This window comes from Fictibacillus enclensis, from assembly GCF_030123385.1.
In the GTDB taxonomy this organism is placed as follows: Bacteria; Bacillota; Bacilli; order Bacillales; family Fictibacillaceae; genus Fictibacillus_C; species Fictibacillus_C enclensis.
This window is the reverse complement of sequence record NZ_CP126109.1, coordinates 1,931,547-1,958,233: the sequence shown is the minus strand read 5'-3', so window position 1 is coordinate 1,958,233 and position 26,687 is coordinate 1,931,547. Positions and strand designations below refer to the sequence as shown.

The 26,687-nt window shown below is 43.5% G+C and carries 27 protein-coding genes; 6 read left to right on the top strand and 21 right to left on the bottom strand.

What is annotated here, in order from left to right:
- Position 1: 1 nt before the first annotated feature.
- Together QNH15_RS10485 and QNH15_RS10480 are read right to left on the bottom strand one after the other, a co-directional pair.
- The gene (locus QNH15_RS10485; RefSeq protein WP_141687027.1) at positions 2 to 1,021 is read right to left on the bottom strand and encodes a CAP domain-containing protein; all 1,020 of its coding nucleotides are present in this window, start codon (positions 1,019 to 1,021) and stop codon (positions 2 to 4) included.
- Between the two features lie 115 nt (positions 1,022 to 1,136).
- Complete coding sequence (locus QNH15_RS10480; protein ID WP_283894540.1) at positions 1,137 to 1,565, bottom strand: CBS domain-containing protein; 429 nt, start codon at positions 1,563 to 1,565, stop codon at positions 1,137 to 1,139.
- A gap of 163 nt (positions 1,566 to 1,728) precedes the next feature.
- Between QNH15_RS10480 and QNH15_RS10475 the strand changes: the two genes are divergently transcribed.
- Positions 1,729 to 2,076 (top strand): YugN family protein, encoded by a 348-nt coding sequence (locus QNH15_RS10475; RefSeq protein WP_283894539.1) that lies wholly within the window; start codon positions 1,729 to 1,731, stop codon positions 2,074 to 2,076.
- A gap of 110 nt (positions 2,077 to 2,186) precedes the next feature.
- Here the strand turns inward: QNH15_RS10475 and QNH15_RS10470 are convergent, their stop codons facing one another.
- From QNH15_RS10470 to QNH15_RS10420, 11 genes are all read right to left on the bottom strand, one after another.
- Positions 2,187 to 2,912 carry a nucleotidyltransferase domain-containing protein gene (locus tag QNH15_RS10470; protein ID WP_283894537.1) on the bottom strand — a complete coding sequence of 242 codons (726 nt, stop codon included), beginning with the start codon at positions 2,910 to 2,912 and terminating at the stop codon, positions 2,187 to 2,189.
- Positions 2,913 to 2,925: 13 nt separating this feature from the next.
- Entirely contained in the window at positions 2,926 to 4,113 is a 1,188-nt protein-coding gene (locus QNH15_RS10465) for a GNAT family N-acetyltransferase (RefSeq protein ID WP_283894535.1), read from the bottom strand.
- 96 nt (positions 4,114 to 4,209) lie between these two features.
- Positions 4,210 to 5,067 (bottom strand): cytochrome c oxidase assembly protein, encoded by an 858-nt coding sequence (locus tag QNH15_RS10460; RefSeq protein ID WP_283894533.1) that lies wholly within the window; start codon positions 5,065 to 5,067, stop codon positions 4,210 to 4,212.
- Between the two features lie 82 nt (positions 5,068 to 5,149).
- The gene (locus QNH15_RS10455) at positions 5,150 to 5,491 is read right to left on the bottom strand and encodes a cytochrome C oxidase subunit IV family protein (RefSeq protein WP_061969190.1); all 342 of its coding nucleotides are present in this window, start codon (positions 5,489 to 5,491) and stop codon (positions 5,150 to 5,152) included.
- 3 nt (positions 5,492 to 5,494) lie between these two features.
- Entirely contained in the window at positions 5,495 to 6,115 is a 621-nt protein-coding gene (locus QNH15_RS10450; RefSeq protein WP_061969188.1) for a cytochrome c oxidase subunit 3, read from the bottom strand.
- Positions 6,115 to 7,959, bottom strand: coding sequence for a cytochrome c oxidase subunit I (gene ctaD / locus QNH15_RS10445; RefSeq protein WP_061969186.1), 1,845 nt, complete (start codon positions 7,957 to 7,959; stop codon positions 6,115 to 6,117). The genes QNH15_RS10450 and ctaD overlap by 1 nt, the downstream gene beginning before the upstream one ends.
- A gap of 36 nt (positions 7,960 to 7,995) precedes the next feature.
- Positions 7,996 to 9,012, bottom strand: a complete 1,017-nt coding sequence (coxB, locus tag QNH15_RS10440; protein ID WP_283895528.1) for a cytochrome c oxidase subunit II — start codon at positions 9,010 to 9,012, stop codon at positions 7,996 to 7,998.
- Positions 9,013 to 9,197: 185 nt separating this feature from the next.
- Positions 9,198 to 10,133, bottom strand: a complete 936-nt coding sequence (gene cyoE, locus QNH15_RS10435) for a heme o synthase (protein ID WP_283894530.1) — start codon at positions 10,131 to 10,133, stop codon at positions 9,198 to 9,200.
- A 382-nt stretch (positions 10,134 to 10,515) separates the two neighbouring features.
- The gene (pyc, locus tag QNH15_RS10430) at positions 10,516 to 13,962 is read right to left on the bottom strand and encodes a pyruvate carboxylase (protein ID WP_283894529.1); all 3,447 of its coding nucleotides are present in this window, start codon (positions 13,960 to 13,962) and stop codon (positions 10,516 to 10,518) included.
- A 27-nt stretch (positions 13,963 to 13,989) separates the two neighbouring features.
- Positions 13,990 to 15,147 carry a putative lipid II flippase FtsW gene (gene ftsW / locus QNH15_RS10425; protein WP_283894528.1) on the bottom strand — a complete coding sequence of 386 codons (1,158 nt, stop codon included), beginning with the start codon at positions 15,145 to 15,147 and terminating at the stop codon, positions 13,990 to 13,992.
- A gap of 149 nt (positions 15,148 to 15,296) precedes the next feature.
- Entirely contained in the window at positions 15,297 to 15,578 is a 282-nt protein-coding gene (locus QNH15_RS10420; protein WP_061969177.1) for an Fpa/YlaN family protein, read from the bottom strand.
- A gap of 146 nt (positions 15,579 to 15,724) precedes the next feature.
- Between QNH15_RS10420 and QNH15_RS10415 the strand changes: the two genes are divergently transcribed.
- The gene (locus tag QNH15_RS10415; RefSeq protein ID WP_283894526.1) at positions 15,725 to 16,222 is read left to right on the top strand and encodes a molybdopterin-binding protein; all 498 of its coding nucleotides are present in this window, start codon (positions 15,725 to 15,727) and stop codon (positions 16,220 to 16,222) included.
- A gap of 38 nt (positions 16,223 to 16,260) precedes the next feature.
- Here the strand turns inward: QNH15_RS10415 and QNH15_RS10410 are convergent, their stop codons facing one another.
- On the bottom strand, positions 16,261 to 17,613 hold the full coding sequence (locus QNH15_RS10410) for a PhoH family protein (RefSeq protein ID WP_283894523.1): 1,353 nt from the start codon (positions 17,611 to 17,613) through the stop codon (positions 16,261 to 16,263).
- Between the two features lie 268 nt (positions 17,614 to 17,881).
- On the opposite strand from QNH15_RS10410, the gene QNH15_RS10405 reads away from it, so the two are divergent.
- Complete coding sequence (locus QNH15_RS10405) at positions 17,882 to 18,082, top strand: YlaI family protein (RefSeq protein ID WP_061969171.1); 201 nt, start codon at positions 17,882 to 17,884, stop codon at positions 18,080 to 18,082.
- A 549-nt stretch (positions 18,083 to 18,631) separates the two neighbouring features.
- Here the strand turns inward: QNH15_RS10405 and QNH15_RS10400 are convergent.
- The 3 genes from QNH15_RS10400 to typA are packed head-to-tail and all read right to left on the bottom strand — an operon-like array spanning position 18,632 to position 21,112.
- Complete coding sequence (locus tag QNH15_RS10400; protein WP_061969168.1) at positions 18,632 to 18,901, bottom strand: hypothetical protein; 270 nt, start codon at positions 18,899 to 18,901, stop codon at positions 18,632 to 18,634.
- An 11-nt stretch (positions 18,902 to 18,912) separates the two neighbouring features.
- Positions 18,913 to 19,230 (bottom strand): YlaH-like family protein, encoded by a 318-nt coding sequence (locus QNH15_RS10395; RefSeq protein ID WP_061971561.1) that lies wholly within the window; start codon positions 19,228 to 19,230, stop codon positions 18,913 to 18,915.
- A 43-nt stretch (positions 19,231 to 19,273) separates the two neighbouring features.
- On the bottom strand, positions 19,274 to 21,112 hold the full coding sequence (gene typA, locus QNH15_RS10390; protein WP_129476158.1) for a translational GTPase TypA: 1,839 nt from the start codon (positions 21,110 to 21,112) through the stop codon (positions 19,274 to 19,276).
- 185 nt (positions 21,113 to 21,297) lie between these two features.
- Here typA and QNH15_RS10385 point away from each other — a divergent pair, with 185 nt between their 5' ends.
- Entirely contained in the window at positions 21,298 to 21,486 is a 189-nt protein-coding gene (locus QNH15_RS10385) for a DUF5325 family protein (protein ID WP_061969164.1), read from the top strand.
- Here QNH15_RS10385 and QNH15_RS10380 read toward each other — a convergent pair.
- From QNH15_RS10380 to QNH15_RS10370, 3 genes are all read right to left on the bottom strand, one after another.
- Entirely contained in the window at positions 21,483 to 21,956 is a 474-nt protein-coding gene (locus QNH15_RS10380; protein ID WP_283894519.1) for a GNAT family N-acetyltransferase, read from the bottom strand. The genes QNH15_RS10385 and QNH15_RS10380 overlap by 4 nt on opposite strands.
- Complete coding sequence (locus QNH15_RS10375) at positions 21,946 to 22,761, bottom strand: inositol monophosphatase family protein (RefSeq protein WP_283894517.1); 816 nt, start codon at positions 22,759 to 22,761, stop codon at positions 21,946 to 21,948. The genes QNH15_RS10380 and QNH15_RS10375 overlap by 11 nt, the downstream gene beginning before the upstream one ends.
- 168 nt (positions 22,762 to 22,929) lie before the next feature.
- Complete coding sequence (locus QNH15_RS10370; protein WP_061969159.1) at positions 22,930 to 23,118, bottom strand: hypothetical protein; 189 nt, start codon at positions 23,116 to 23,118, stop codon at positions 22,930 to 22,932.
- 203 nt (positions 23,119 to 23,321) lie between these two features.
- On the opposite strand from QNH15_RS10370, the gene QNH15_RS10365 reads away from it, so the two are divergent.
- Positions 23,322 to 23,960, top strand: coding sequence for a YktB family protein (locus QNH15_RS10365; RefSeq protein ID WP_283894515.1), 639 nt, complete (start codon positions 23,322 to 23,324; stop codon positions 23,958 to 23,960).
- An 89-nt stretch (positions 23,961 to 24,049) separates the two neighbouring features.
- Here QNH15_RS10365 and QNH15_RS10360 read toward each other — a convergent pair whose 3' ends face one another.
- The gene (locus tag QNH15_RS10360; RefSeq protein ID WP_283894512.1) at positions 24,050 to 25,018 is read right to left on the bottom strand and encodes an NAD(P)H-dependent flavin oxidoreductase; all 969 of its coding nucleotides are present in this window, start codon (positions 25,016 to 25,018) and stop codon (positions 24,050 to 24,052) included.
- Positions 25,019 to 25,155: 137 nt separating this feature from the next.
- Between QNH15_RS10360 and QNH15_RS10355 the strand changes: the two genes are divergently transcribed.
- Positions 25,156 to 26,634 carry an aminotransferase class I/II-fold pyridoxal phosphate-dependent enzyme gene (locus QNH15_RS10355; protein ID WP_283894510.1) on the top strand — a complete coding sequence of 493 codons (1,479 nt, stop codon included), beginning with the start codon at positions 25,156 to 25,158 and terminating at the stop codon, positions 26,632 to 26,634.
- Positions 26,635 to 26,687: the final 53 nt, after the last annotated feature.

Sequence of the window (26,687 nt, the reverse complement as noted above, 5' to 3'; positions counted from 1 at the left end):
TTTATGGTTTTATAAAATTTTGCGTGTAGTAGCTGTCATAAACACCTACACCGAGTTCTGTATAGTTCTCATTTAACAGTGCTTCACGATGCCCCTGGCTGTTGAGCCAGCCACCTACTGCTGCAAGTCCATCCGTATACTGGGCTGCGATGTTTTCCCCGGCCTCGTTGTAACTTACACCACCATCTTTCAGCCTGTCAGACAAGTCTCCTGCCTTTGGGGATGTATGGGAAAAATAATCAAGCCTCGCCATTTCCCTGCTGTGAAGATAGGCGACTTTGGCTGTTTTGGCATCCCATTTCAAAGGGGTAAGCCCATGGTCTTTCCTGATCACATTGGTAAGATCAAGAATTTGCTTTTCCTGCCCTTTTTCGATTTTGCGCTTCATGCTTCCCTTAAACTCAGGCTGTGGCTTCAAGCTGCCTCTGTAAACAACAGAGTACGGTCTTTGTGCCAGTAGCGTTTCTTTATCCATATATCGGATACTGAACAACTTCTGAGAAAATTTATCAAAATAAAGCTGGGCAAAAATATCATTTAACGGAATGAGCGGGCGGGTGTTCATTTCTTCTTCCGACAGTTCAAAACGATAAAAATCATCACCCTGCTTTACGGTTATCTCACTTTTAACTTGTAACTTTTTAAGGATGGAAGTGACAGACTGGCCGATTTTGAAAGGTTTTACCGGAACTCCTTTACCTGCGGCAAAAACCGTGACCACTTTATTGTTTTTAACACCGGCCTGCAGATAGCCATCTGTGTTGGAGTAAACATACCAGTCATAGCCATAGCCTGAAGGTTCTACTCTGTCGGCCGGGCCAAGACGGTCGTTTAAGTAATCCTTGCTCTTGCCCATAAAGTTGGCGACAGTGGATTTTTCAACTCGTAATGTTTGGATACTTTCCTTTGGGATCTTCTGTTTGGTTTCCTCAGGTGAATGATTGGGATGCTGTTCACGGGTATCCAAAAAGAAAAAAATTGCAAGCAAACCCAAAAGCGTCAGAATTGCTGTTTTCTTCAAAAGCTGTACTCCCTTCAAAATACATACCTTTCCTAACTGTACTGTACTTTAAGGGATTTTGTCCATTAAAGCGAAAAAACACCCATTTTCCAGGGTGTTTTTTCAAGTTCATGGGTTATTGAAGCTGGTCTCTCTGCTCGGAAATTTCACTCAGAGCAACACCGGCTTTGGAATCGGTTTGTTTATGCACCGCGATGTCCCCCAGAGACACAATTCCTACCAAATCGCTGTTTTCAACGATCGGAAGACGGCGAATTTGATCACGTGACATCAACTCGGATGCTTCTTCCACGCTCATATCGGGAGATCCGGTTATGAGGCGGCTGCTCATTACATCGGTGACCTTCGTTGATCCCTGTTTCTTTTCAGCCACTGCGCGAATAACAATATCGCGGTCGGTAATGACGCCAAGAAGCTTTTTCCCTTCACATACTGGAATCACTCCTACATCGTCCTGCTTCATTTTAACCGCAGTTTCATAAATGTTGTCTTGTGGCGAACAAGTATCCACATTAGTGGTCATTATATCTCTTAAAGTTTTCAAAAGGATATCCTCCCATTCAATTTTTCACATTTAGTATGATCTGCTGATGAAAAATTATACAAGGATGGATAAAGGGGAAATATTTTGACAACGATTGCATCTTCAAGATTTTCATACTATCATAGAAAAGTGAAGGTTTACATGAACATTGGGAGGTAGTGTAATGGTATTTGAAGAAAGCGGCCTAAAAGGGCAAGTTGTCCAATTTTCAATCCTGGAGCATATCATGAACAACCACGGAATCGTCCGGGCAGGACAATGGGATTATGAAAGAATTACATACGATTATAAATTTGAAGACATGACAAATGGAGACGTTTACTACTTGCGCTTCCCTTGCATCGTGGCCGAAGGTGAGATTGAACGTCCCTTTGCAAAAATTGAACTTGGCGACCCATACCTTGGAAAACACTATTACCCGCACGGTGTGGAATATGACGAGGAGTTCCCAAAGAACATCGTAGACCACTGTAAAAAAACCATTAACCTGGTTGCTGAAGAGATCAAATAAGCTTCTTCCCAGCAACTCGGTTACTGAAGAGATTAAGTAAGCTTTCTTGCAGCAAAGTACAACCGAAGGATGCAAACAGAAAAAGAGTAACCCTTCCCGGCTGGGAGGGGTTACTCTTTTGGTCTGCTTTTTCCGATCGAGTAGCCTTCAAACAGCCGGCCGCCATACGGCTTCAGAACATTGTCGGCAAATCCGATCACCCGCTGTTTTTGGCGGGTCTTGTAATATTCATCAAAGATAGAGACAAAGCACTCCGCAAACTCTTCATTAAATTCCTTGAGCGCCCTGACAATCCATTTCCCTTCTCCAATCCAGCAGCCGTTGACGCGGAGAACAAACTCATGAATTTTGGCAGCGAGCCGGGATACTGTAAATAAATCTTCTGCCGGGTTGGTTGAACCTTCTAGATCATCGAGCAAGTTGGTGATTTCATACCGCGCCGAATCCACTTCCTTTGATTTCCAAGGCAGTGGACCTCTCTTCAAGAGGGCAAGTGCTTCATTTTTAATGGATGCCGCCTGACCGTTATCCTTAAGTATGATACCTTCTGCACACATTTGAGGAAGCGAGGGGCGTGCACGGTCCCTGTTTTCCTTAAAGAAGTCTTTATACGTATGAAAGCTGTGGACAAACACTTCGATAGGCCAGCCGAATTCGACAAATGACTTTCGATAAGAATGGTCCAGGGATCCGTCAAACACGATAATGTCCAAGTCCGAGCTTTCAGTTGCTTCACCTCTCACAATGCTTCCGGCTAAAAATACAACCTCAGCCACTGGAAAATATTGCTCAATAAATTTCTTTGCAGCATGGACTGCACTGTCTCTTATTGTCATTGGAATAATCTCCTTAAAAAAAGTCGTATATAAAAGGGGTCCCTGCCGGCATAATGGATTGCAGCAGCTTGATGTCTTCGTCTTTTCCTGAAATTCTCCCAAAGCGGTGCAACTGATCCGGTGTTTTATAATTGAACAGAATAGCGCTCAGTTCCTGTATGTTTAGGGATATGCCTCTTTGAGGTGTCATCGTGCAGGAAGAATTTCCTGTTTTCGCCGGGAAAAAGTTAATCGATTTTTCTCCTTTCTGAAAAGAAATGGAATACGATCCTTCATTCCAATCGGCAACCGGGTCTTTTACATGAAGAAACAAGGTTGCATTGCTCTTGCACGTAAAAGGATAATCCTTCAATGCTTCGAGAACGTTCACAATTCGCCCCATAAAATAGCTGCCCTGTTCTTGATGAATCTTCGGGTCCCCCAAGAAATACCCCATTTCATCGTCAGGAGGAACCACAATGGTCACATTCTCAATCATCGAATCATGGTTACCTATAAAGTTCCACAACCCGGTAAACCCTTCTTTGTCCAGGAAGACAAATTCTTTAATTTCCATTTCATCTTCTTTAATGGAATAAACAATATAGCCGAGCGCCTCACTTCTGCTGTTTTTATAAACCGCTATCCGTTTTTTGTTTAATATGTTGTTCTTCCACCAGACTTCGGTGCGTTTCAGCGTGCCATTATATCGAGCTGCAAATTTCTCATAGATGGGCTTTAGTGTCATCCAATCCTCAGAACCATGCCTCACCACCTTGCCTTCCACTCTTTCAAAAGGAGGGAACTGCTTTTTATGTATGTTGTACGTTTTGTAATCACAGGTGAGTTCCCACCCAAAGCCCCGGTAGAAAGGGACCGAGAACGGATGAAGCATGGAAAGGTAGATTCCTGATTGGTTCATTGTCTGTAAAGCATGCATCAGCAGCTTTCTGACCAGTCCCGTTCTTCTATTTTCCGGCCAGGTGGCAACCCCTGCCAACCCACCCATTTTTACTGCTTTACCAGAAAAATAGGCGTCAAATGGCAGCAGATGATATTTTGCCAGCAATCTCTGTTCTTGATCAAAAGCACCATAAATCGTCATCGGGTCAGTATTTGACAGACGTTTTTCAACCTCCTCAGGGGTTAAGGAATACCTGAATGCATATTGTGAAAGCTCAATCGATTCCAGTAATTCGTCGCGTTGAAGATTCCTGATCAATGCTTCTCCTCCTGTTCTCATTACCAACTACTTCGACATCATGACGTTTAATCATCTATTTTTCCAAAAAAAGATAACCGGTTGCCCGGTTACCCTTCAGGAATTCTTGGCTGCAGCAGTCAACTTGATCTTAACCAAGTCTTCCTTGTCTTTTGCCCGCTCTTTTTTCACCCATTTGTAAAAAATATGGCCAAGCACGGTACCGTATACCGCTTCCTGCAATACCTTCATTAAGATTCCGCCAGAATTTTGGTCTTCAAGCGGCGGCAGGAATGAAAAAAGCAGAGGCGCATGAGCGTAAGTGTCATACAGCACATGGCTTGAAAACATAATGAGAGCACAGGCAGGTGTCAACAGGACGCCGCTGGCAAACACATACCCTACTTTTTTCAGTTCGGACAGAGTGGTTAGTTCTTCCACCGGACAAAGTACCGGCCACCACATCGTAAATGCGGTGATGAACAATAGTGAGTGGCTGAAAAACATTAATAGGCCGTTTGCCATGATGGCATCAAAGATCACCGGCATATGATAAATAGAAAACAACGCGATAAAAACCAGAATGGCAATAAGCGGTTGGATCAGGAAATGAATAAGTCTGATCAGACCTTTGTCCCTCTTCATCCATTTCAAATAAAAATCATGAGGCATTCCCAGGATAAGAAATGGGGGTACAACAAGATAGCTGATGGCCATTTCCAGCATGTGCACACTAAATAAATAATGATGGCCAATCACATTCAGCGGACTTCCTTTGGAAATATAAAGAAAAACAAGTCCTACAGTGAAAAATATTTTTTGAAGCAGGGTCGCTTTTATCTTGCTGCTTTGGACTCCGTAAAACCGGTAATACAAAATGCCAATGACGAGGATAATCAAAAAAATATCCGGCCGGTACAGACTGTAAAAACTGAAATCGCTCAGTTTTTCAGGTGCCATCATATGATGGTTCATTATAGCAACTCCTTTCCCATGGAAAGCAGGGATATTCGATAGTTATGAAAAATGGCTGCCGATACAGCAGCCATTTTTCGTTTTAAGACGTCCAGATCAATCCTGCAATGCCAACCACGGTAATGGCAGCGAATAATATACCGCTGATCATTCCCCAAAGAGGAAAATCGTGGCCTTTATGGCTCAAATGCATCCAGATATACAATTGGAAGAAAACTTGAACAACAGCGAGCACCAGAATAAACAGTACAGCGAACGAATCCGCTACCTTATCACTCCAGATGGCGTAAAAAGCAACCAGTGTCAAAAGAATCATCATAATGAATGAAACGTTGTGATGTTTTCTTTCTTCCTTGAATGCAAGCTTCCGCTGCAGTGCTTCATTGCGGTGAATATTGGTTTCAGTGTTGTTATGATCAGCCATAGGTTAACCCACCTTCCCCATAAGATACACTACCGTAAAGATGAACACCCACACGACATCAACAAAGTGCCAGTATAAGGCGAACAAATAATACTTTGGTGCATTAACAAGGGTAATTCCACGGTTCCAGTTCCGGATAAGCAATGTGATGATCCAGAGACATCCGAACGCCACGTGTCCGCCATGGAACCCGACCAGCGTGTAAAAGGCAGAACCAAAGGCACTGCTCGTAAAAGTATGCCCTTCATGCACATATTCCATAAATTCATATACTTCAAGTCCAAGGAAACCAAGCCCCAGGATGAGCGTGATTATAAACCATTTTTGCAGCGTGCGCACGCGATTTTGCTTTAAGGCAAGCACAGCATACACACTGGTTAATGAACTCGTTAAAAGAAGCATGGTTGCCAGGAACACGGTAGGGAGCTTGAACAGCTCCTCCGTGGATGGCCCATCCATATTCATATGGCGCAGACCCAGGTACGTACCAAACAATGTGGCAAATAATACGGTTTCACCACCGAGGAACAGCCAGAATCCCAGAAACTTGTTTTTTCCTTCAAGGGTGGCTTTTTCGGGATGTTCCGGAAAATTAGCATCCGTTAAACGTTGTCCAGCATCCATTATAGCTTAACCCCCTTAAGATCTTCTTCCACTTCTTCTTTATGAATATGAAAGCCATGATCATCAATAACAGAACGAAAGAACATGCTGATAAAGGTTATTGCCATCCCAATTACAACGACTGTCATTGTGTCATAAATTAAACCGAATGCAGCTACAAATAATCCGATGGACATGATTAGCGGAAGAATTGATGGGTTCGGCATATGAATGTCTCCCACTGGTTCTGCCGGTGTCATGCCTTTATTACCTGCTGCTTTTTCAATCCAGAATGCATCCAGACCACGCACAAGAGGAGTTTGGGCAAAGTTGTATTCAGGTGTTGGATACGGGATCGCCCACTCCAATGTGCGGCCATGCCATGGATCAGAAGATGGTGCATACTTTTTAGAAGTTGAGATGATAACATTGACAAACAAAACAATGGTTCCAATTGCCATCAGGAATGCACCAATCGTACTGATAAAGTTTAACTGGTCAAGATCCTGTCCGGAAAGATATGTAAATACCCGGCGCGGCATACCCATTAATCCTAAGAAATGCTGAGGGAAGAAAGTTAGGTGGAAGCCGATAAAAAACGTCCAGAAGTGAATTTTTCCCAAGGTTTCATTAAGAACACGGTTGAACATTCTTGGATACCAGTAATACAATCCGGCAAACAGACCCAGAATTACCCCACCGACAATAACGTAGTGAAAGTGGGCAACAACAAAGTAGCTGTCATGGAACTGGTAGTCTGCAGAAGGAATCGCAAGCATAACTCCTGTTACTCCACCCATAACAAAGGTAGGAATAAATCCAACCGCCCATAACATAGCAGTCGAGAAAACGATTTTTCCTCCCCACATGGTGAAGAGCCAGTTGAAGATTTTAACACCCGTCGGTACTGCAATCGCCATCGTTGCTACGGCGAAAATGGAGTTGGCTACCGGTCCAAGACCTACAGTAAACATATGGTGAACCCATACCATGAAACCTAGGAAACCGATGAGCACCGTCGCAAATACCATTGCACTGTATCCAAAAAGGCGCTTTCTTGAAAAGGTTGCCACCACTTCACTGATCGCTCCAAAGGACGGAAGAATCAGGATATAAACCTCGGGGTGGCCGAAAATCCAGAAAATATGCTCCCAGATCAGAATGTTACCGCCATTGTCAGGGTTAAAGAAATTGGCATCAAAAACCCTTTCAAACATAAGCATGAACAATCCAATGGTTAGTGGAGGAAACGCGAACAAAATCAAACCAGAAGTTACAAATGCTGTCCAGGTGAACAACGGCATACGCATGAAGGTCATCCCTGGTGCGCGCATGTTGATAATGGTAACGAGGAAGTTAATCCCCCCTACTAACGTACCCGCTCCGGAAATCTGCAAACCAAGCACGTAGAAATCCACACCGGACCCTTCGGACGTGGTAGAAAGAGGCGCATACGCTGTCCATCCTGCATCAGGCGCGCCGCCTAACAGCCAGCTCAGGTTGAGGAGAACTCCCCCAAAAAAGAACAGCCAGAAACCGAGCGCATTAACGAACGGGAACGCTACGTCCCTTGCTCCGATTTGTAACGGAACAACAGCGTTCATAAAGGCAAATATAAGTGGCATGGCCGCAAAGAAAATCATTGTGGTTCCATGCATGGTAAGCAATTGGTTAAAAGTTTCAGCTGCTACGAAATCATTCTCCGGTTTAAACAGCTGAATTCGCATGAACATGGCTTCAAGTCCACCGATGATGAAGAAGAATCCCCCGGCAATTAGGTAAAGTATACCTATTTTCTTGTGATCGACAGTAGTGAGCCAGTCCATCAGCCCGCTTCTCTTTTTGTGACTTGCATGAGTAGACACCTTTTTACCTCCCTTTTTACAAACAGCTCCTAATGTCTATTGAAGTTTTAGACTAAGAAGATAGTCAGCAACTGCATCAACTTCTTCATCGTTAAGGGGCACGTTCGGCATGTTGTTGCCTGGTTTTACTTTTTGAGGATCTTTAATCCACTTTTTAACATTATCTTTGTCGTGCTCGAGAACACCCGCTACTCGCTGCTTGTCACCAAACCCTGTCAGGTTAGGACCGGTGTTTCCGCCTTCTTTTCCAACAGCATGGCAGGACAGGCAGTTCTTTTCAAAGATCTTTTGTCCTTCAGCAGCATTGCCTGTTGCTTTTCCGCTTGCTTTTTTGAAAGAGCTTACCCAGGCCTGATACTTATCCTTGGACACGACCTTTACTTTAAAGTCCATCAAAGCATGTGAAGCTCCGCAAAGCTCGGCACATTTACCCTTGTAAACTTGTTCCTTGCTTCCTGTCTCGATCCACATGTAGTTTTTGCTGCCGTCACCAGGATTGGTGTCCGTTTTCCCGGCAAGTGAAGGAATCCAGAATGAATGGATAACATCAGCAGACGATAATTCTACATGGACTTTTGTATTAACCGGAAGCACAAGTTCCTGGGAAGTGATAATTTCCTCTTTAGGATACTCAAACTCCCACCAATACTGATGGCCCGTTACTTTTAGCGCCAATTCGCCCTTTTTCGGCTTATCCTTCGCTGATAGATCAAAGGTTTGCATAACCGTTGGCACTGCAAGTATGATCAACAGCAAAATTGGAATTGCTGTCCATAGAATTTCAAGCAAATGATTCCCTTCCACTTGCTCAGGGATAGTGTCATCACCTTTGCGTTTTCTGAACTTAATAATGACAAATACATAAATTACAAATACGACCAACAAAACAAAGATCATGATTGCCAAGCTGAGAACCATTAATGAATATTGCTTGTCGGCAACTTCACCCTGCGGCATAAGCGCAGAAAGCGTTGGATCACCGCAACCCATCAAGAGAAGCGCCAACATTGCAAACAAAGGAACCAGCCGCCCTTTACGCAGCAATTTTCTCATCACTTCATAAAACCCCACTTTCTCGTTGTAGTTCAGCTGTTATTATCTATTACCTGCTTAGCATAAACGTCGAATGTCTCATTTACATTAAGCAGCAAATAGCTAGAAAAATGTAAGCCCTTTTATGTAAAAGGTCTTCAAGATCTGGATTTTTCCAACAAGGGCTTCCTCATTAAAATCCAGTATCATATGTTCACGAGAATCATAGCCACGAAGAGAATCGTCAAATAGTTGAGCGAGTAGACAAACATCTGTCTTGCCCATTTGATGTCATTCGTTGACCTGAGTCCGGATAAACCAAGGGCCAGCCAGCATAAACCCATGATGGCAGCTAAGATGGTGTACACTTTGCCAAATGGATAAAGATAGAGAGAGACTGGAATTAAAGCGGATACATACCAGATCATCTGGCGTTTTGTCATTTTAAATCCCGACACTACAGGAAGCATCGGAATGCCTGCATTTCTGTATTCTTCGCAACGCTTCATGGCGAGGGCAAGAAAATGAGGAGGCTGCCATAAGAACATGATCAAGAACAGGATCCAGGCCGTATGAGCAAGACCCGGGTCCACTGCCGCCCACCCGATCAGCGGAGGCATTGCACCGGAAATTCCTCCAATCACCGTGTTGATAGAATGGGTTCTCTTCAGCCACATCGTATATACAGCCACGTAAACAAAAAGTCCAATCAGTCCAAAAACAGCAGCTGTTAGCGTTGTCATTGCAAGAAAGATAACGCCCAGGGCAGATAATATAATTCCCATCCACAGCGCCTGGTTTGCTTCTATTTTCCCGGTTACTGTCGGTCTTTCCTTTGTTCGTTCCATCAGGCCGTCGATATCACGGTCTATGTAATTGTTGAGACAGCAGCCCCCGGCAATGACAAGTGCGGAACCCAATACAGCCAATGATAGAACTGCAAGCTTATCCATAAACAGGAGATGGTTGTACTTGATTGCAAGGAAGGATCCTGCAAAGACGGTAATAAGGTTGGAGATTACAATTCCCATTTTCGCAAGGGTTAGATAGTCTCTCCACGTACCTGCCGGATTTGCTTCGGTTAAAGAGTTCGACTTCACCACTTTATCAGCTGCACCAAGAGTTGTTTCCGTTTTGCTCACCGCATACACCTCCTTTACAGGTAAGTTTCCATCCATTTCAAAATTATCCATTTAAAATGCCATATTTTATTCTAAATAGTAATGAAACGGAAATCAATATGTAAAATGCCTATCTTTTTTCACATAATGTCGAAATTTATCACATAATGATGTGATATGATAGACAGGTTTCAAAATCATTATAAAACAATTTAGAAGGTTTGTATACTTCATCCCAGACACCTTAGGCTCCCTACCATATCTATGATTTGGGAGCCATTGGCATATGTTTAAATTTTAACAAATTTGTGAATTTTCTTGTCGATCTCTCACTCCAACAAAAAAGAAGCTGATGAGAAGAAGGATAACATTCTCTTCATCAGCTTCTTTTAGGGAGTCTGAACTACTTTTCCAGCTCGATCAATAAATCTCCCGGACTTATTGGTTCACTGTTGCTTGCATAAATCTCTTTTACAACACCGTCAAATGGAGCTTGTACCGTGGTTTCCATCTTCATGGCTTCAGTGATCATTAAGTGATCTCCCTTTTTAACCCTTTCCCCTTTTTCAACCAGTACCTTTACGACAGTCCCAGGCATTCCTGCACCAATATGGGCCGGATTCGCCGGATCGACTTTTTGCTTGGCTGCAACTGAAGACTTTATGCTTTCATCTTTAATTACCACTTCCCGGGGCTGGCCGTTTAGTTCAAAATAAACGACTCGTGTACCGTCAAGCTGTGGCTCTCCAATAGAAACAAGACGGACGATCAGTGTTTTACCCTGTTCAATCTCCACATTAAGTTCTTCACCCAGACTCATTCCATAGAAGAAGGTCGGAGTGTCAAGGACGGAAAGGTCACCGAATTGGTCGAACATTTTTTCCCGATCCAAAAACACCTTTGGATACAGCGCATAGGATATTGCGTCGAAGCTCGTGACCTGCCGGTTAAGTTTATGGAACAGGGTTTCCTTAATATCCAAAAAGTCGGCCGCTTCAAGTAATTCTCCAGGGCGCTTGGTGATGTGCTCCCTTCCTTTTAAGATCAGCTGCTGAAGCTCTTTAGGAAAGCCTTGGTACGGCTGTCCGATGTACCCTTGGAAGAACTCCACAACAGAATCCGGAAAGTCAAGCTTCTCTCCTTGTTCATACACATCATCCTCGCTCAATTGGTTTTGAACCATAAACAAGGCCATGTCACCCACAATTTTAGATGAAGGTGTCACTTTAACCACATCACCAAACATATCGTTTACACGACGGTACATTTGCTTGACAAGGTCCCATTTCTCTTCCAGTCCGACTGCTTTGGCTTGCTGCTTCAAATTGCTGAATTGTCCGCCCGGCATTTCATGTTCATATACTTCCGGATCCGGAGCGTTCATGCCGCTTTCAAACCCTTGATAGTAATGGCGGACATCCTCCCAATAGGAACTTAAGCGCTGCAAGTTATTGATGTTAACTTCCGGCTGGCGTTCATGGCCGGACAACGCATAATATAATGAATTAGCTGAAGGCTGGGAAGTGCCTCCTGCCATGGAACTGACCGCAACATCCACAATGTCAACGCCTGCATCTATAGCCTTGGAATACGTAAAAATACCATTTCCGCTCGTATCATGGGTATGGAGGTGAATAGGAATCCCCACATTATCCTTTAATCGTGAAACAAGTTCATAGGCAGCCTGTGGCTTAAGCAGCCCTGCCATATCTTTTATGCCGAGAATATGGGCGCCAGATGCCTCCAGCTCCTTCGCCATATCAATATAATATTGTGCATTATATTTGGTACGGCCGGGATCGAGAATATCTCCGGTATAGCATACGGCTGCCTCTGCAACCTTTCCGCTTTTTCTCACCGAATCGATGGCAACTGTCATGCCTTCGATCCAGTTCAGGCTGTCAAATATCCTGAAAACATCAATACCGGCTTCACTTGATTTTTCAACAAATTCTTCGATGACATTATCGGGATAGTTTTTATAACCAACTGCATTGGATGCCCTGAGAAGCATCTGAAACAAAATATTGGGAACTCTTTCACGAAGCTTCAATAGCCTTTCCCATGGATCTTCATTTAAAAAACGGTAGGCAACATCAAACGTTGCTCCTCCCCACATCTCCATGGAAAACATAGCGGGCCACAGTTTTGCCGTCGGCTCTGCCGCTTGAAGAAGGTCGTGCGTTCTTACTCTTGTAGCCAGGAGAGATTGATGGCTGTCCCGAAATGTCGTATCGGTAAGTAGAACGTTCTTTTGTTCCTGAATCCATTGAGCCAGCCCTTCGGCACCTTTGTGTTCAAGAATTTGCTTCGTCCCATCAGGGAACGAGTCTGATATGGAATCAGATAGCGCACTGGGCTTTTGAAATGCTTTTACTTGCACTTTCTCAATGCCCGGAAAACCATTAATGGTCGTAGAACCTATGTAACTGAGCATCTTCGTTCCGCGGTCTTTTTTCTTTGGAAAAATAAACAGCTCGCTCGACGTGTCAATAAAAGAAGTGTCATAATCGCCTGAAAGGAATGACTCGTGTTTTACCACATTTTCAAGAAATTCAATGTTGGTTTTAATCCCCCTGATCCGGAACTCCTTTAAATTCCTCAGCATTTTGGCTGCAGCCTGTTCAAAGGTAAGCGCCCATGTTGAGAGTTTAACCAGCAATGAGTCATAGTGTGGGGTAATCACAGCCCCCTGGAATCCGTTTCCTGCATCAAGCCTGACCCCAAATCCGCCCCCTGACCGATACACATTGATTCTCCCTGTATCGGGCATAAATTGATTGGACGGATCTTCAGTTGTCACCCTGCACTGGATGGCATAGCCATGACAAGCGATCTCTTCCTGCCTTGGAACACCGATCACGTCACCATGCAGTTCATTCCCTTGGGCAATCAAGATTTGTGATTGAACAATGTCGACACCTGTAATCATTTCGGTAATCGTATGTTCTACCTGCACTCTTGGATTCACTTCAATAAAATAAAATTCACCGCTGCCGGTTACCAAAAACTCCACCGTTCCTGCATTCAAATAGCTGATATGCGACATTAGCTGAACAGCCGCCCGGCAGATCTCATCGCGCAAGCCGGTAACAAGACCTACACTCGGCGCAACTTCAACCACCTTTTGATGTCTTCTCTGTACGGAACAGTCCCTTTCAAAGAGGTGAACAATATTGCCTGATGAATCCGCCAGTATTTGAACCTCGATATGTTTTGGCTTTTCAATAAACCTTTCAACATATACCTGATCCTCCCCAAATGCTGCTTTTGCTTCAGATTTCGCACGTTCATAGCCCTCGGCGAGTGAATTTTCGCTTCGGACAATTCTCATGCCTCTTCCGCCGCCTCCGAGCGAGGCTTTAATAATAACAGGATATCCATGGGCTTGGGCAAAAGCTTTTACTTCTTCCAGGCTGCCTACCGGGCCATCGCTGCCCGGTATAACCGGCAGCCCGGCACTGACCGCCACTTCTCTTGCTTTCACCTTGTCACCAAACATGATCAGATGCTCTTCTTTGGGCCCAATGAAAACAATGTTTTCCTCGGCGCAGCGTTTTGCAAAATGAATATTCTCAGATAAGAAGCCGTACCCGGGATGGATCGCATCAATCCCGTTCTTTTTGGCAATGCCGATAATGCCTTCTATATCCAGATAAGCATCAATTGGCTTTTTTCCTTCTCCGACCAAGTAAGCTTCATCTGCTTTGTAGCGATGATATGACCCAGAATCTTCCTTTGAATATACCGCTACAGTCCGTATCCCCAATTCCGTGCAGGCACGGAAAATACGAATGGCAATTTCACCGCGGTTGGCCACGAGTATTTTTCTGATCTGCTTTTGTGACATCTGTATCTCTCCCTCTTTTTACCGGAATCAGACCGCTCGCAAATTTTCCTTTACGGATGCTTGTTCCGGGTTTTGATGCTTTCTTTTATAATTCACATGACAGGATATATTGACGAGAATCCCCATGGAAATTAACAGCAAAACTAGAGATGAACCACCATATGAAATAAACGGCAGCGGTACACCGGTAACCGGAAGAAGGCCGATTGCAGCCCCCAGGTTTACAGTCGCCTGAATGCCGACCATTCCCGAGATGCCAAACGCCAGCAGGCTGCCGTATGTATCCCTGCTGCGTAAACCAGTAATAAACCCTTTGATCACAACAAAAGCAATTAACCCAACTACAATCGCCACACCCCAAAAGCCAAGTTCTTCGGCAATGACAGCAATAATAAAGTCAGTTTGCGGTTCAGGCAAAAACCCATACTTCTGTATGCTTTGCCCTAATCCAGTACCAGTTATTCCGCCATGGCCGATGGCCAGATAGGAGTTTACAAGCTGAAATCCTTTTCCTTCTGGATCTGAAAAAGGTGCATAGGCTGCAGTAAACCTGGATTTTTGTTCATCAGATATGAATTGCGATCCTAATCCCATTATGAACACTGCTGCAACAATAAGCATTAGTTTATGAACTGGCTTCATTCCAGAACTTAGGATGATAATTCCTGTAGTGGCGGCAATAATCATACCGGTCCCCAAGTCAGGCTGCTTCATAATCAGTATAAAAATAATACCGAATATACTGATAGGCGGAGCACTGGCTGCAAAATTTTCGAGCTTGTCCTTTTTCTTTGAAAAAATGGCTGCCAGATAGATCGTCAGTCCAAGTTTGACAAATTCCGAAGGCTGGAATCCGATGCTTCCGATATAAATCCAACTCTGCGCATTGTTGGTTGTACGTCCGATAAAAAGAACAGCTACCAATAGCACGATTGACCCAAAAACAATAGGAATGATCAATTTCTTATATAGATGGTAGGGTATGATCATTGCGATCAAGAAGCAAAACAGACCAGCAACGAGAAAGACAAGCTGCCGAATAAAAAAGAAGTTGCTTTCATAGCCAAAGCGGTTAATCGACACAATAATACTTGCACTGTACACCATGACAAGCCCGATTGCACACAACACTAAAATAGCAATGACGAGTGAATAGTCATAGTGGCGAAACATTTTCTTTAACATGCTCTTACATCCTTTATGTAGTCTTTTCCCTAACAGTTTTCGTACCTGCTCTACGCTTTTCCACTGTATGATGAAGTTAAAAATAGTTTAACACAGATTACGACAACAAAAAAAAACTCAAACCAGTCGCCGACGGTTTGAGTCATTTATTATTTCCGCATGGATGCTTCATGCAAAGCGGTTAGCTGGCGTTCAAGTGATTCTAGCAAACCTTTTCCATCTTCTTCATCCACCAGGTTCAGCCTTACTGCAAAATCAATCTCCCGGGAGAGTCCGAACATCTGGGTATCCAGCACTTCCTCATAGAGGGGACATTGCGGCATTGTCAGGTTTTCCATCTGCACTTCGATTAATTTCAGAATCTTCGCTGCATCTGCCTGTAACAGTTCAAATGCCTTTTCACGATGTCCTGTTGCCATCTCAGGTGACAATATAATCCCTCCGTTCTACTCTGGCTTTCTACTCTTTAATATAGCGCGACACAGGCAAAAAATCAACAAATTACCGTATTATGCTTATTCATGTTAGAATGAATGAGGATATAACATAACTATACAACATATAGGAGCTTGGTACTATGGATTTTGTTCTGGAAATGACGGGAAACGTAAAATACAAACTTGCCATCGATCCGGGTGTTTTTATTTTTGATGAGAGAAAATTTGATTTGACCACTTATTTTGACCGCGACGAAGATCTGGAAAGCGAAGAGGAAAAATATTTAAAAGCAGTATCCTCCCATTGGGACAGAGAATTGATAGAAGGCTCTGCTCCTCCGGAAAAGAAAAGCAAACCCAATAAATCGTTAAAAGAAACGATTTCAACCGGTACGTTTGCTATTGCCCTGTCCCATTTTATTAAAAATGCCGTACCTGATGCCAATGCGTCTGTCCTTGAAGTGCAGTCAGAAGATGGCTATGTGGAACTGTCGTTGGAAGATGGAATGAAGGCTATATTGGGATTCTCTTTAAAAGGAAAACCGCTTAGAGAAGACGGTCCTGTCCATTTTTATTATGGAGACGGAAGAAACAAGGATAACCCAATAAAAAACATTCGAAAATTCATTATTAAATAAACCTGATGCACCTGCATCAGGTTTATTTAATATCCCGATTAAAGCAAATCGGCTGCCAGCTGCGCCAGGCTTGATCGTTCACCCTTCTCGAGCCTCACATGACCGCTGATGCTTTGGTCCTTGAATTTTTCAACCACATACGTGAGTCCGTTCGTAAACTCATCCAGATACGGATGATCAATTTGCTTTGGATCTCCCAATAGGATGACTTTGCTTCCTTCTCCCACCCTTGTCAGGATGGTCTTGACCTCATGCTTGGTCAGGTTTTGTGCTTCATCGATGATGATAAATTGATCCGGAAGGCTTCTCCCCCGTATATAGGTTAACGCCTCGACATGAATGGAGCCGATTCCTGCCAATATTTTTTCAAGCTCACCCTGTTTTTTTGCATTAAACAAATACTCCAGATTATCGTAGATGGGCTGCATCCACGGCTTCAGCTTCTCATCCTTTTCCCCAGGCAGATATCCAATATCTTTCCCCACCGGAACGATGGGCCTTGCAATAAAAAGTTTAATATAATTCTTCAGGTCTTCAGTTTGAAGCAAGCCCGCAGCCAGAGTTAGAAGGGTTTTTCCCGTTCCCGCCTTACCGATCAGCGTCACCAGGTGCACATCATTTCTCAACAGCAATTCGATCGCCATCTTTTGCTGGACATTCCGTGGCTTGATCCCCCAGACCGAATCCCCGTCAAACAGAAGGGGCTTGATTTTCTTTCCGTTATCCTCCACTCTTGCCAGTGCTGAAACTGAGCTTCTGTACAGATCTTTCATAATCAGAAACTGGTGAGGATAGAAGGAATGATTGGCAATTTCGATCGTAGCCAGTTCATGCTTTTCATAGAATTTATCGAGCACTTCGCTCGCTACATAAATTTCTTTGTACCCCAGGTAGGTTTGTTCATCCCTGTCCACCACGCGATCACTTAAAAAATCTTCTGCCTGAATGCCGAGGGCGTCAGCTTTTACTCTTACAAGAACGTCTTTACTGACCAGAATAACCTCTTTCCCATTTTCCTTTCCTTTTTCTTCGACTGCCAGGTTCAGCGTAACAGCAAGGATTCTGTTATCATTTGTATGTTCCGAGAAAGTTTCCTGAAGCCTCTGGAACGATTTATGATTTAGTTCCACGCGCAAAGTACCACCATTCTCGAGCGGAACATTTTCATGAAGCTTCCCCTTAATTCTTAGCTTGTCGATCAGCCTTGATACTTCACGTGCATTTCTTCCGATTTCATCCATGTATCTTTTTTTCGAATCCACTTCCTCAAGTACAATTGCCGGGATTACCACTTCCTGATTGCCAAATGAAAATATAGAATGGGGATCCTGTAAAAGAACGTTAGTATCAAGGACACATATTTTATCCAATCCTACACAGCCTCCTGACATTATTTGTTAAGAATGGGCAGTGTTAATAAATAAAAGGAAATGTAATGCATATTGCATGGACCGGGGGCCGGATGGATCCGCCCGGACGGACTATAGTCTAATGTATGAACACAGCAATAAAGTTAGAAGAAATCAAGGGAAATTACAGGAAAAAGAAACGATAGCATTTGGTAACCCTTGTTTTCGGACCATTCAGAGAATGATTGGTGCTTAGCGCCCATTATTTGCTATAATAATAACAGCACCAAAAAATAGAGGTGATTTAATTATGCGCGTAAAATGTGTATTGTGTGATACGATTCAATCCATTGAAGATCAATCCTCACTGGCCAAGCGGCTGAGAAACCGGCCGATCCATACCTTTATGTGTGAAAAGTGTGAGGAACGGATTACTGATAAAACCAATAAAAGAATATCGACCGGAAATTTTCTTTTGTACCGGACACCTGCCAAAGAAAATGAATGGTAAATCAGTTGCTGCCGGCCTGTGGGCCGGCTTTCTTTCGGGCTGTGTGTTGGGGCTTTTTCTCCTGGGTGTACAGCTGTTAACGGGTATACGTGTTTACACGCTTCTCATCAATATTGATTTCCTTCCATTCCTTCTTCCTGTATTCTCTTCAGAATGGTCCCAGTTTTTATTGCGTTTGCTGGTCTCATGTGTGATCGGGATAACTGCCCTTTTTCTCGGATGTCACCTTGCATTGGGAGCCTTTCGGGTTGCCTTTTTGCTCAGCCTATTCGCTGCCTTTTTATACTTTCCCCTGACGAAGTTATCTGTTATGCCCCCTGCGGGAATGACTGGTTGGCTATTCTGTTTTGGTTTTCGGGGCATATGCTGTATGCCCTCGTTTTGGGACGAATGATTCAAGAGTGAAAGCTGCTTGCTCCAGGAAGTGATTGATTTCCGTTTCAGGAGGTTCGCCCCTTCCCCTACAAGCAACAGGCCAGGTTGAAAAAAGAGCTCAAAGTAAAAACGCCCTGACATGGATCGTTTTCCATGATCAGGGCGTTTTTTCATTTAATTATATTTGGGTTCTGCCTCAATGGATTCCCATAAAGCATCAATGTAGTCACGGGGGAATGACGTTTTGAAGTGGGTGGTTTCAATCATGTATCCCACCTCATAATTCTCTTCCTGCAGATTAACTGAAGGGTTTGACACATGGTGATCTTCACGCAAAATCTCATCAAAAAACTGAAGGGTATCTTTTGCAGCTTGATCTTCCGGTCGTTCTTCTGACACTTTTTTAATACTCAGCCAGTTGTAAAGCGCGTCCTGTAAGGTCATTATTTTTCTCCTTAAAGGTTTTCAGCTTTGTTTCGTTTGCTTTGATGCAGACGGATTTTATAGATGATAAGCACCGCTGCTGCACATAACAGCCCTTCGGCAACCGGAAGTCCGATTCCAAAAAACGTAAGCGGAAAACATCCAAGAACCAATAGAACATAAATGATTGCTGACTTTAATGGAGGAAGCTTTTTTGCAAACCCAAGCTTATAGACGAGAATCGTCAATAGTGTGATCACCAAATATAACAAAAAGAATCCTGCTACTGGATGTTCATTGATTCCTAAGAGAAGAGCGATGGGTGAAGAATCTTCACCCGTCGCAGACATGACTTTTTTATCATTCATCACTTACACCCCACCCGGCACATCATTAGTTTTGACTGGCTAGTTTGTTCTTCTTGGCCATTCGTTCACGTTCATTTTTATCAAGGATTTTTTTACGAAGACGGATGCTCTCCGGTGTTACCTCACAGTATTCATCTTCGTTCAGGTATTCCAGTGATTCTTCAAGGGACATAACACGCGGTTTTTTCATACTGACGGTTTGGTCTTTGTTGGCAGAACGCATGTTGGTCATTTGTTTCACTTTTGTAATGTTAACCGTAATATCATTTTCACGAGTGTGTTCCCCGACGATCATTCCTTCATAAACCTCAGTTCCCGGTTCCACGAAGATCGTTCCGCGGTCCTCCACATTAAGAATGCCGTACTGGCTTGCTTTACCATGTTCCATTGATACAAGAACACCCTGTCGGCGTCCTCCAACCTGTCCCTGGTGAATCGGCTGGTAGCTGTCGAATGTATGGTTCAGGATTCCGTATCCACGGGTTTGAGAAAGGAACTCTGTTGAATAACCAATCAATCCACGAGCTGGAACCATAAATTCAAGTCTTACTTGACCCGATCCGTTATTGATCATATTTAACATTTCGCCTTTTCGTGCACCCAGGGATTCCATAACCGCTCCGGTGTATTCTTCAGGCACATCAATTTGTACACGTTCTACCGGTTCAGACTGAACACCATCAATCATTCGTACGATAACTTCCGGCTTTGAAACTTGAAGTTCATAGCCTTCACGTCTCATATTTTCAATCAGGATGGAAAGGTGCAATTCACCACGTCCGGAGACAATCCATGCATCCGGGGAATCTGTGTTATCCACTCGTAAAGATACATCAGTTTCCAACTGGGAACGAAGACGTTCTTCAATTTTTCGAGCTGTTACATATTTCCCTTCACGTCCAGCAAATGGGGAGTTGTTCACCAAGAACGTCATTTTCAATGTAGGCTCATCAATACGAAGAACCGGAAGTGCCTCCTCCTGGCCTTCGGGACAAACGGTTTCTCCGACATTGATTTCTTCCATTCCCGAAACAGCAACAAGGTCGCCCGCTTTGGCTTCCTGAATTTCTACACGCTTTAGCCCTAGGAAACCAAATATTTTGGTTACACGGAATTTTTTCAGCGATCCATCCAGCTTCATAAGTGATACCGACTGGCCGACATGCATGGTTCCTCTAAATACGCGGCCGATTCCAATACGACCAAGGTAATCATTATAATCCAGCAGTGCAACTTGGAATTGTAGCGGTTCAGCACTGTTATCCACTGGAGAAGGGATGTTCTCAATGATGGAATCAAAGAGAGCTTTCATGTTTTCATCCTGCTGACCCGGGTCATTGCTTGCGGTACCGTTAATGGCTGAAGCATACACAACCGGGAATTCCAGCTGGTCTTCGTCAGCACCCAGCTCGATAAACAAGTCGATCACTTCATCAACCACTTCTTCAGGACGTGCAAATTCACGGTCAATTTTATTCACGACAACAATAGGAGTAAGTTTTTGCTCAAGCGCTTTTTTCAAAACAAAGCGGGTTTGCGGCATGCATCCTTCATAGGCATCAACCACTAAAAGCACACCATCCACCATTTTCATAATACGTTCAACTTCTCCACCGAAATCGGCGTGTCCTGGTGTATCCATGATATTGATTCGTGTACCTTCATAATTGATGGCTGTATTTTTAGCCAGGATGGTAATCCCGCGTTCTTTCTCAATATCATTGGAGTCCATAGCCCGTTCATTTACATGTTCATTCGAACGGAATGTTCCTGACTGATGAAGCATTTGGTCCACGAGTGTTGTTTTCCCATGGTCAACGTGCGCGATAATCGCGATGTTCTTAATGTCTGTTCTTAAATCCAAAGTAATCTCTCCTTAAAAATCCTATCTTTTTATTTATAAAATTCCCAGTACCAGTCTGGATATTTTTTCTCAATTTGGTTATTGGTTTTCAACTTTACTATTATACCACAAAGTACAACAGTCTTTTTCTTTTTTGAAAAATTAGTTACACTATACTTATAATGCGGAAGATTGGAGGGTTTATCATGAAAGCTGAAAATATCATTTTTTTAGTGATCGCCGTATTAACGACGTTCAGTATTGCGCTTATCGGTGTTGCCATAGGACAACACAGCTGGCTCATCGCCATTATTGCCATTGTCGCTGTCTTCTTCCTAATGGGCTTTGGCTTTTCTTTGAAAAAGAAGTTCAGAGAAAGAAACAATAATGCTTAAGCCAGAGAAACAGCTTTAGCGAACTTTATATATTCTTTTCCTTTTTCATCTTTTTCCAGACCTATTTGCTCAAAACCGTTCCTGTTTAAAAATAGGATCCAATCGTGGTTTAAGACAGGTGCGGCAGAAAATAGAACAGAGCTGAGGGTTTCCACTTTTCTGCAGCAATCAGCCACAATTTCCCGGGCGTGACCCTGATTTCTCTGTTCCGGATCAACAAGAATGGTACCAAGCCATGGCTTTCCATTAGAAGGAGCAGCGTATACAAGATACGTTGCTCCTATTTTTTGTCCGTTTATACTCCAGATCAGCCATTCTCCACCCGTCTTATCGTACGTTTTCATATAGGTTTCAAGCTCAGCTTCACTTTCGTTACCTGTCAGCCCTTCCTCCTCCAGCCAGCGCGGAGAGGAGAGAATCATTTTCTTTAAAAAAGGAAGATCTTCTGTTACAAACAGTCTACTGTCCATTGGCACTTGTTCCTGGTGAAATGAGGCCAAGGATTTCCTGATGCAAGGAAGGCTTTGCTGCGAAAATGCTTGTTTTATCGAGTACATTGACTGCCTTCCCATTCACGTCCGAGATAATCCCGCCAGCTTCTTTAATTAAAATATAGCCAGCAGCAAAATCCCAAGGCGACAGTCTCAATGTCACATACGCATCCAGGCGTCCGCATGCCACATATGCAAGCTCGATGGCTGCTGTGCCATACGATCGTGTTCCCCGTGACTTTCTCACCAGAGGCAAAAGAAGCTGATGGTCAATTTTCGGGTTCGGTGTAATCCATGTTGCATTCAGGCCAATTACCGACTTATCAAGTGTGGTATCTTCCAGCCTCGGCAATTTTTCTTCATTGAGATACAGTCCTTCCCCAGCCTTGCAGTGAAACAGCTCATTGCGAACCACATCATAAATGAAAGCCAGCTTTTCTTCTCCGTCATGAAACACGCCGACCGAAATGGCAAAGTTCAATTGCTGGTGAACAAAATTCGTTGTACCGTCAATCGGATCAATGATCCATACTGTGCCATCAAGGTTTTTAACCTTGTCTCCATATCCCTCTTCACCCAAAATTTCATGATCCGGGTATTTATTTTTGATTTTATCAATAAAAAACTGTTCAATTCCCTTATCCATATCCGTCACAAGATCCGCAGCATGTGATTTGTATGTAATGTTCAATTCGTCTGAAAACGAACGTTTAATGACTTCACCAGCTTCAAACACCCAGCTTTTTGCCGTCTCATAAAGTTCCGTGAGCTTTGCGCTATCCATTTTTATATCCACTCCTTGTCTCGTGATTCCTTTACTATATGTTACCACTACTTGCCCCCAACATAACCATACAATGCTTATTGAAAAAAAGGAGGTTCCCCCCTTACACCAAAAAAAACGACCCTGCATAAGATCAGGTTCGTTTTTTTTACCCTGTGTCAGTTGTGATCATGCCTCTAGTCTCACTAGCTCTTGACGTAATTTCTCCAGCTTACGCTTCGACTCATTGATTTGTTTTGTGTTTTTATTTTGTAGCGCATCGAAAAGGGTGGACAATTCATAGTCGATTTCAAGTTTTAATACAGGGATTCTGCGTTCTGCATCCGTTCGTTTTAGGGTTTGAATGACTTGTTTCATACACTTTACACATCCTTTCTCTCTTTTGTAAGAATACTAAATATTCTGATTTCGGATATTGTCTTCTATCATATGATTGACTTTGGCTTAATGCAACCTTATTCTCTTTTTTTCATAAAATTATATAAAAGTAGCATATATTGCGAACTGTGGTAAACTACTAACCTGAACGACAATTACGTTTTTTAGCAGGAGGAAAGACAATGCAATTTGATGGATTTAACGAGAAAGATTTTTCTGTATTTACCATTGATGGCCTAGAGGCGAGAATGGAGAAACTGATCGAACAGGTCAGACCGAAATTGGAGGAGTTGGGAAAACATTTTGCTGCGGAACTTTCATCATCCACTGGAGAAGAAATGTTTTATCATGTGGCCAAACATGCCCGCAGAACCGTCAATCCTCCCAATGATACATGGGTGGCCTTCTCAAGCAGCAACCGCGGCTATAAAAAGCTCCCTCATTTCCAGATCGGGCTTTTTGAAACCCATATTTTCATCTGGTTTGCTGTCATTTATGAATCTCCCGTAAAAAAAGAATTTGCAGCGTTATTAAAAGAAAAGCTGGATTCAATCAATAAGAATATCCCTGATAACTTTGTCTGGTCGCAAGATCACATGAAGCCATATGCCCTTCCACACCTCGATGTGAAAAACGGCAAACTTTCTGATTTTATCAATTCCTTGGCAAATGTAAAAAAAGCTGAACTTCTGTGTGGAATACATATTCCAAAAGAGGAAGCCATACAGATGGATGGAGACACGTTTATACATAAAGCGGATTCTGTTTTTCAAACCCTTATGCCTCTGTATGAGCTGAAAAAGAAGATATATTCCGAATAAGTTTGATTAGGCAAGAAGTGGAGAAGGTTTCTCCTCTTCTTACCACCATTATATTGTTGGCTAAAAAAAAGGTTTGGGTAGATTGTTTTTTATTTTTCCAATCCCACCTTAGCCCATTTACTGCGTATTTCGATTGCCTCATCAATGATGCGGTCCATCAGTTCCCCGACCGAAGGAACATCATGAATTCTTCCCATCACCTGGCCGGCCCAACCAAATCCTTCATCTGCTTTTCCTTCATAGATATAATTTTTATTCCGCTCTCCACTAATCAGGTCTTTCAAGTCTTCATACGCTGCACCCTCTTCCTCCCGTGAGAGAATGAGGTTGGTCCAACTGTTGGCGACAGCCCTTCCAGGAGCCCCGAGTGTTCGTTTTATAACGGCCGTATCCGTTTCTAGGCCGTTAACAAGTGCCTCTTTATAAGATGGATGGGCGTGCTCACATTCCTTTGTGGCAATAAACCTTGTACCCATTTCAATGCCTTCAGCTCCAAGAGCCAACGCTGCCATCAATCCTCTGCCATCCCCTATTCCTCCTGATGCAATAACCGGAATGGACACCGCATCGACAATTTGCGGTATGAGGACCATCGTTCCTATATCGTCTCTGCCAATATGCCCTCCTCCTTCTTGGCCAACTGCCATTACTGCATCCGCACCAAGCTGTTCTGCTTTTATAGCCTGCCTGGCCGATGCCACAAGAACGAGTTTTTTGACGGGTATTCCTTCAAGCATCCGAAAAATTCCCGCAGGGTTTCCACCTGTCATACTGATAACCGGGACACTTTCTTCAACCGCCGCTTCCACCATATGCTCGTAGGGGCGGCCGTGCTGTCCGATGGCAAAATTCACCCCGAAAGGAAACGGCGTCATTTCTTTTGTTTTTCTGATTTCTTCTTTTAAATGAATCGGAGTTTCAAGCGACATGGCGGTGATTTGACCGAGGCCGCCGGCATTCGATACCGCAGAAGCTAGTCTTGAATAAGCAAGATAGGCCAAGCCTCCTTGTACAATTGGATATCGTGTGCCCAGCATTTTCGTAATTCTCGTATTCATCCTCTTTTCTCCCCTATCCTTCTTTTTTGGTTTTCTTTGCATACAAAACTGTTAGAATCTGATATACTGTCTTTTGTTTTACTATGTACAAATATACAAAGAAACGAATTAAGTTCATTATAGATGAGGTGTCTGAATTGTCACAACATGAAACCCCTTTATTTACCGGCTTGAAAGAACATGCCAAACGTAACCCTTACCAATTCCATATTCCCGGTCATAAGAAAGGCCAGGGAATGGATCCTGAGTTCAGGGATTTTATCGGCGAAAACGCATTATCGATTGATTTGATTAATATTGCACCACTTGATGACCTTCATCAGCCCAAAGGGATGATTAAAAAGGCGCAGGATCTTGCCGCCCAGGCATTCGGAGCAGATCACACGTTTTTTTCTGTCCAGGGGACAAGCGGAGCCATCATGACCATGATTATGTCCGTTGTTTCGCCGGGAGATAAAATTATCGTCCCGCGCAATGTGCATAAATCCATCATGACGGCGATCGTCTTTTCCGGAGCCACCCCTGTTTTCATTCATCCGGAAATTGACCGGGATTTGGGGATCTCTCATGGCATTACACCTCAGAGCGTGAAAAGGGCGCTCGAGCAAAACCCGGATGCCAAAGCGGTCCTTGTCATTAATCCAACGTATTATGGCATTTCAGCCAACTTAAGCGAGATTGTGGACATTGCCCATAGCTATCATGTTCCTGTTCTCGTGGATGAAGCTCATGGCGTACTCATTCATTTCCATGATAAAATGCCTCTGTCAGCCATGCAGGCTGGAGCAGACATGGCCGCGACCTCTGTTCATAAATTGGGCGGATCCTTGACCGGTAGTTCAATACTGAATATAAAAGAAGGGCTTGTTTCAGCAAAACGCGTGCAAACCATTTTAAGTATGCTAACCACCACATCCACTTCTTATATTCTGCTGGCATCACTCGATACAGCCCGCAAGCGTCTTGCTACTGAAGGATACAGCATCATTGAAAAAACCATTAAATTAGCCAATGAGGCAAGAGAGAAGATCAACCAGATTCCCCTGCTGTACTGCGTGGGTGAGGAAATACTGGGAAAAGAAGCAACCTATGATCTTGATCCTACAAAACTGCTGATTTCAGTAAAAGATCTTGGCATCACAGGTTACGATGCAGAAGTATGGCTCCGCGAGGAAAATAACATCGAAGTAGAGCTTTCCGATCTGTATAATATCCTCTGTTTGATTACTACTGCAGACCACGAAAAAAATATTATGGTCCTTGTTCAGGCATTAAAAAAAATGGCTGAGCACTTCGGAAAAAATCCTGGCGGCAAACCGGTTCAGCCACTCCCGGTACACGTTCCGGATATTCCGGTTCTTGCTTTGTCACCGCGCGATGCGTTTTATGCCGATACGGAAAGTATTCCATTTGAAGAATCCGCCGGAAGAATCATTGCGGAGTTTCTGATGGTGTATCCTCCTGGTATTCCAATTTTCATTCCAGGAGAAATTATTACTCAAGAGAACCTGAATTATGTTAAAGAAACGATTGAAGCTGGTCTTCCAGTTCAAGGACCTGAAGATCCGGATTTGAAAATGATCAAAGTCATTAAAGAGCATATCGCAATCCGTTAAGAACAGACGCCTGGATAAACTTCCAGGCGTTTTTCAATATAAAAGGACCCGGC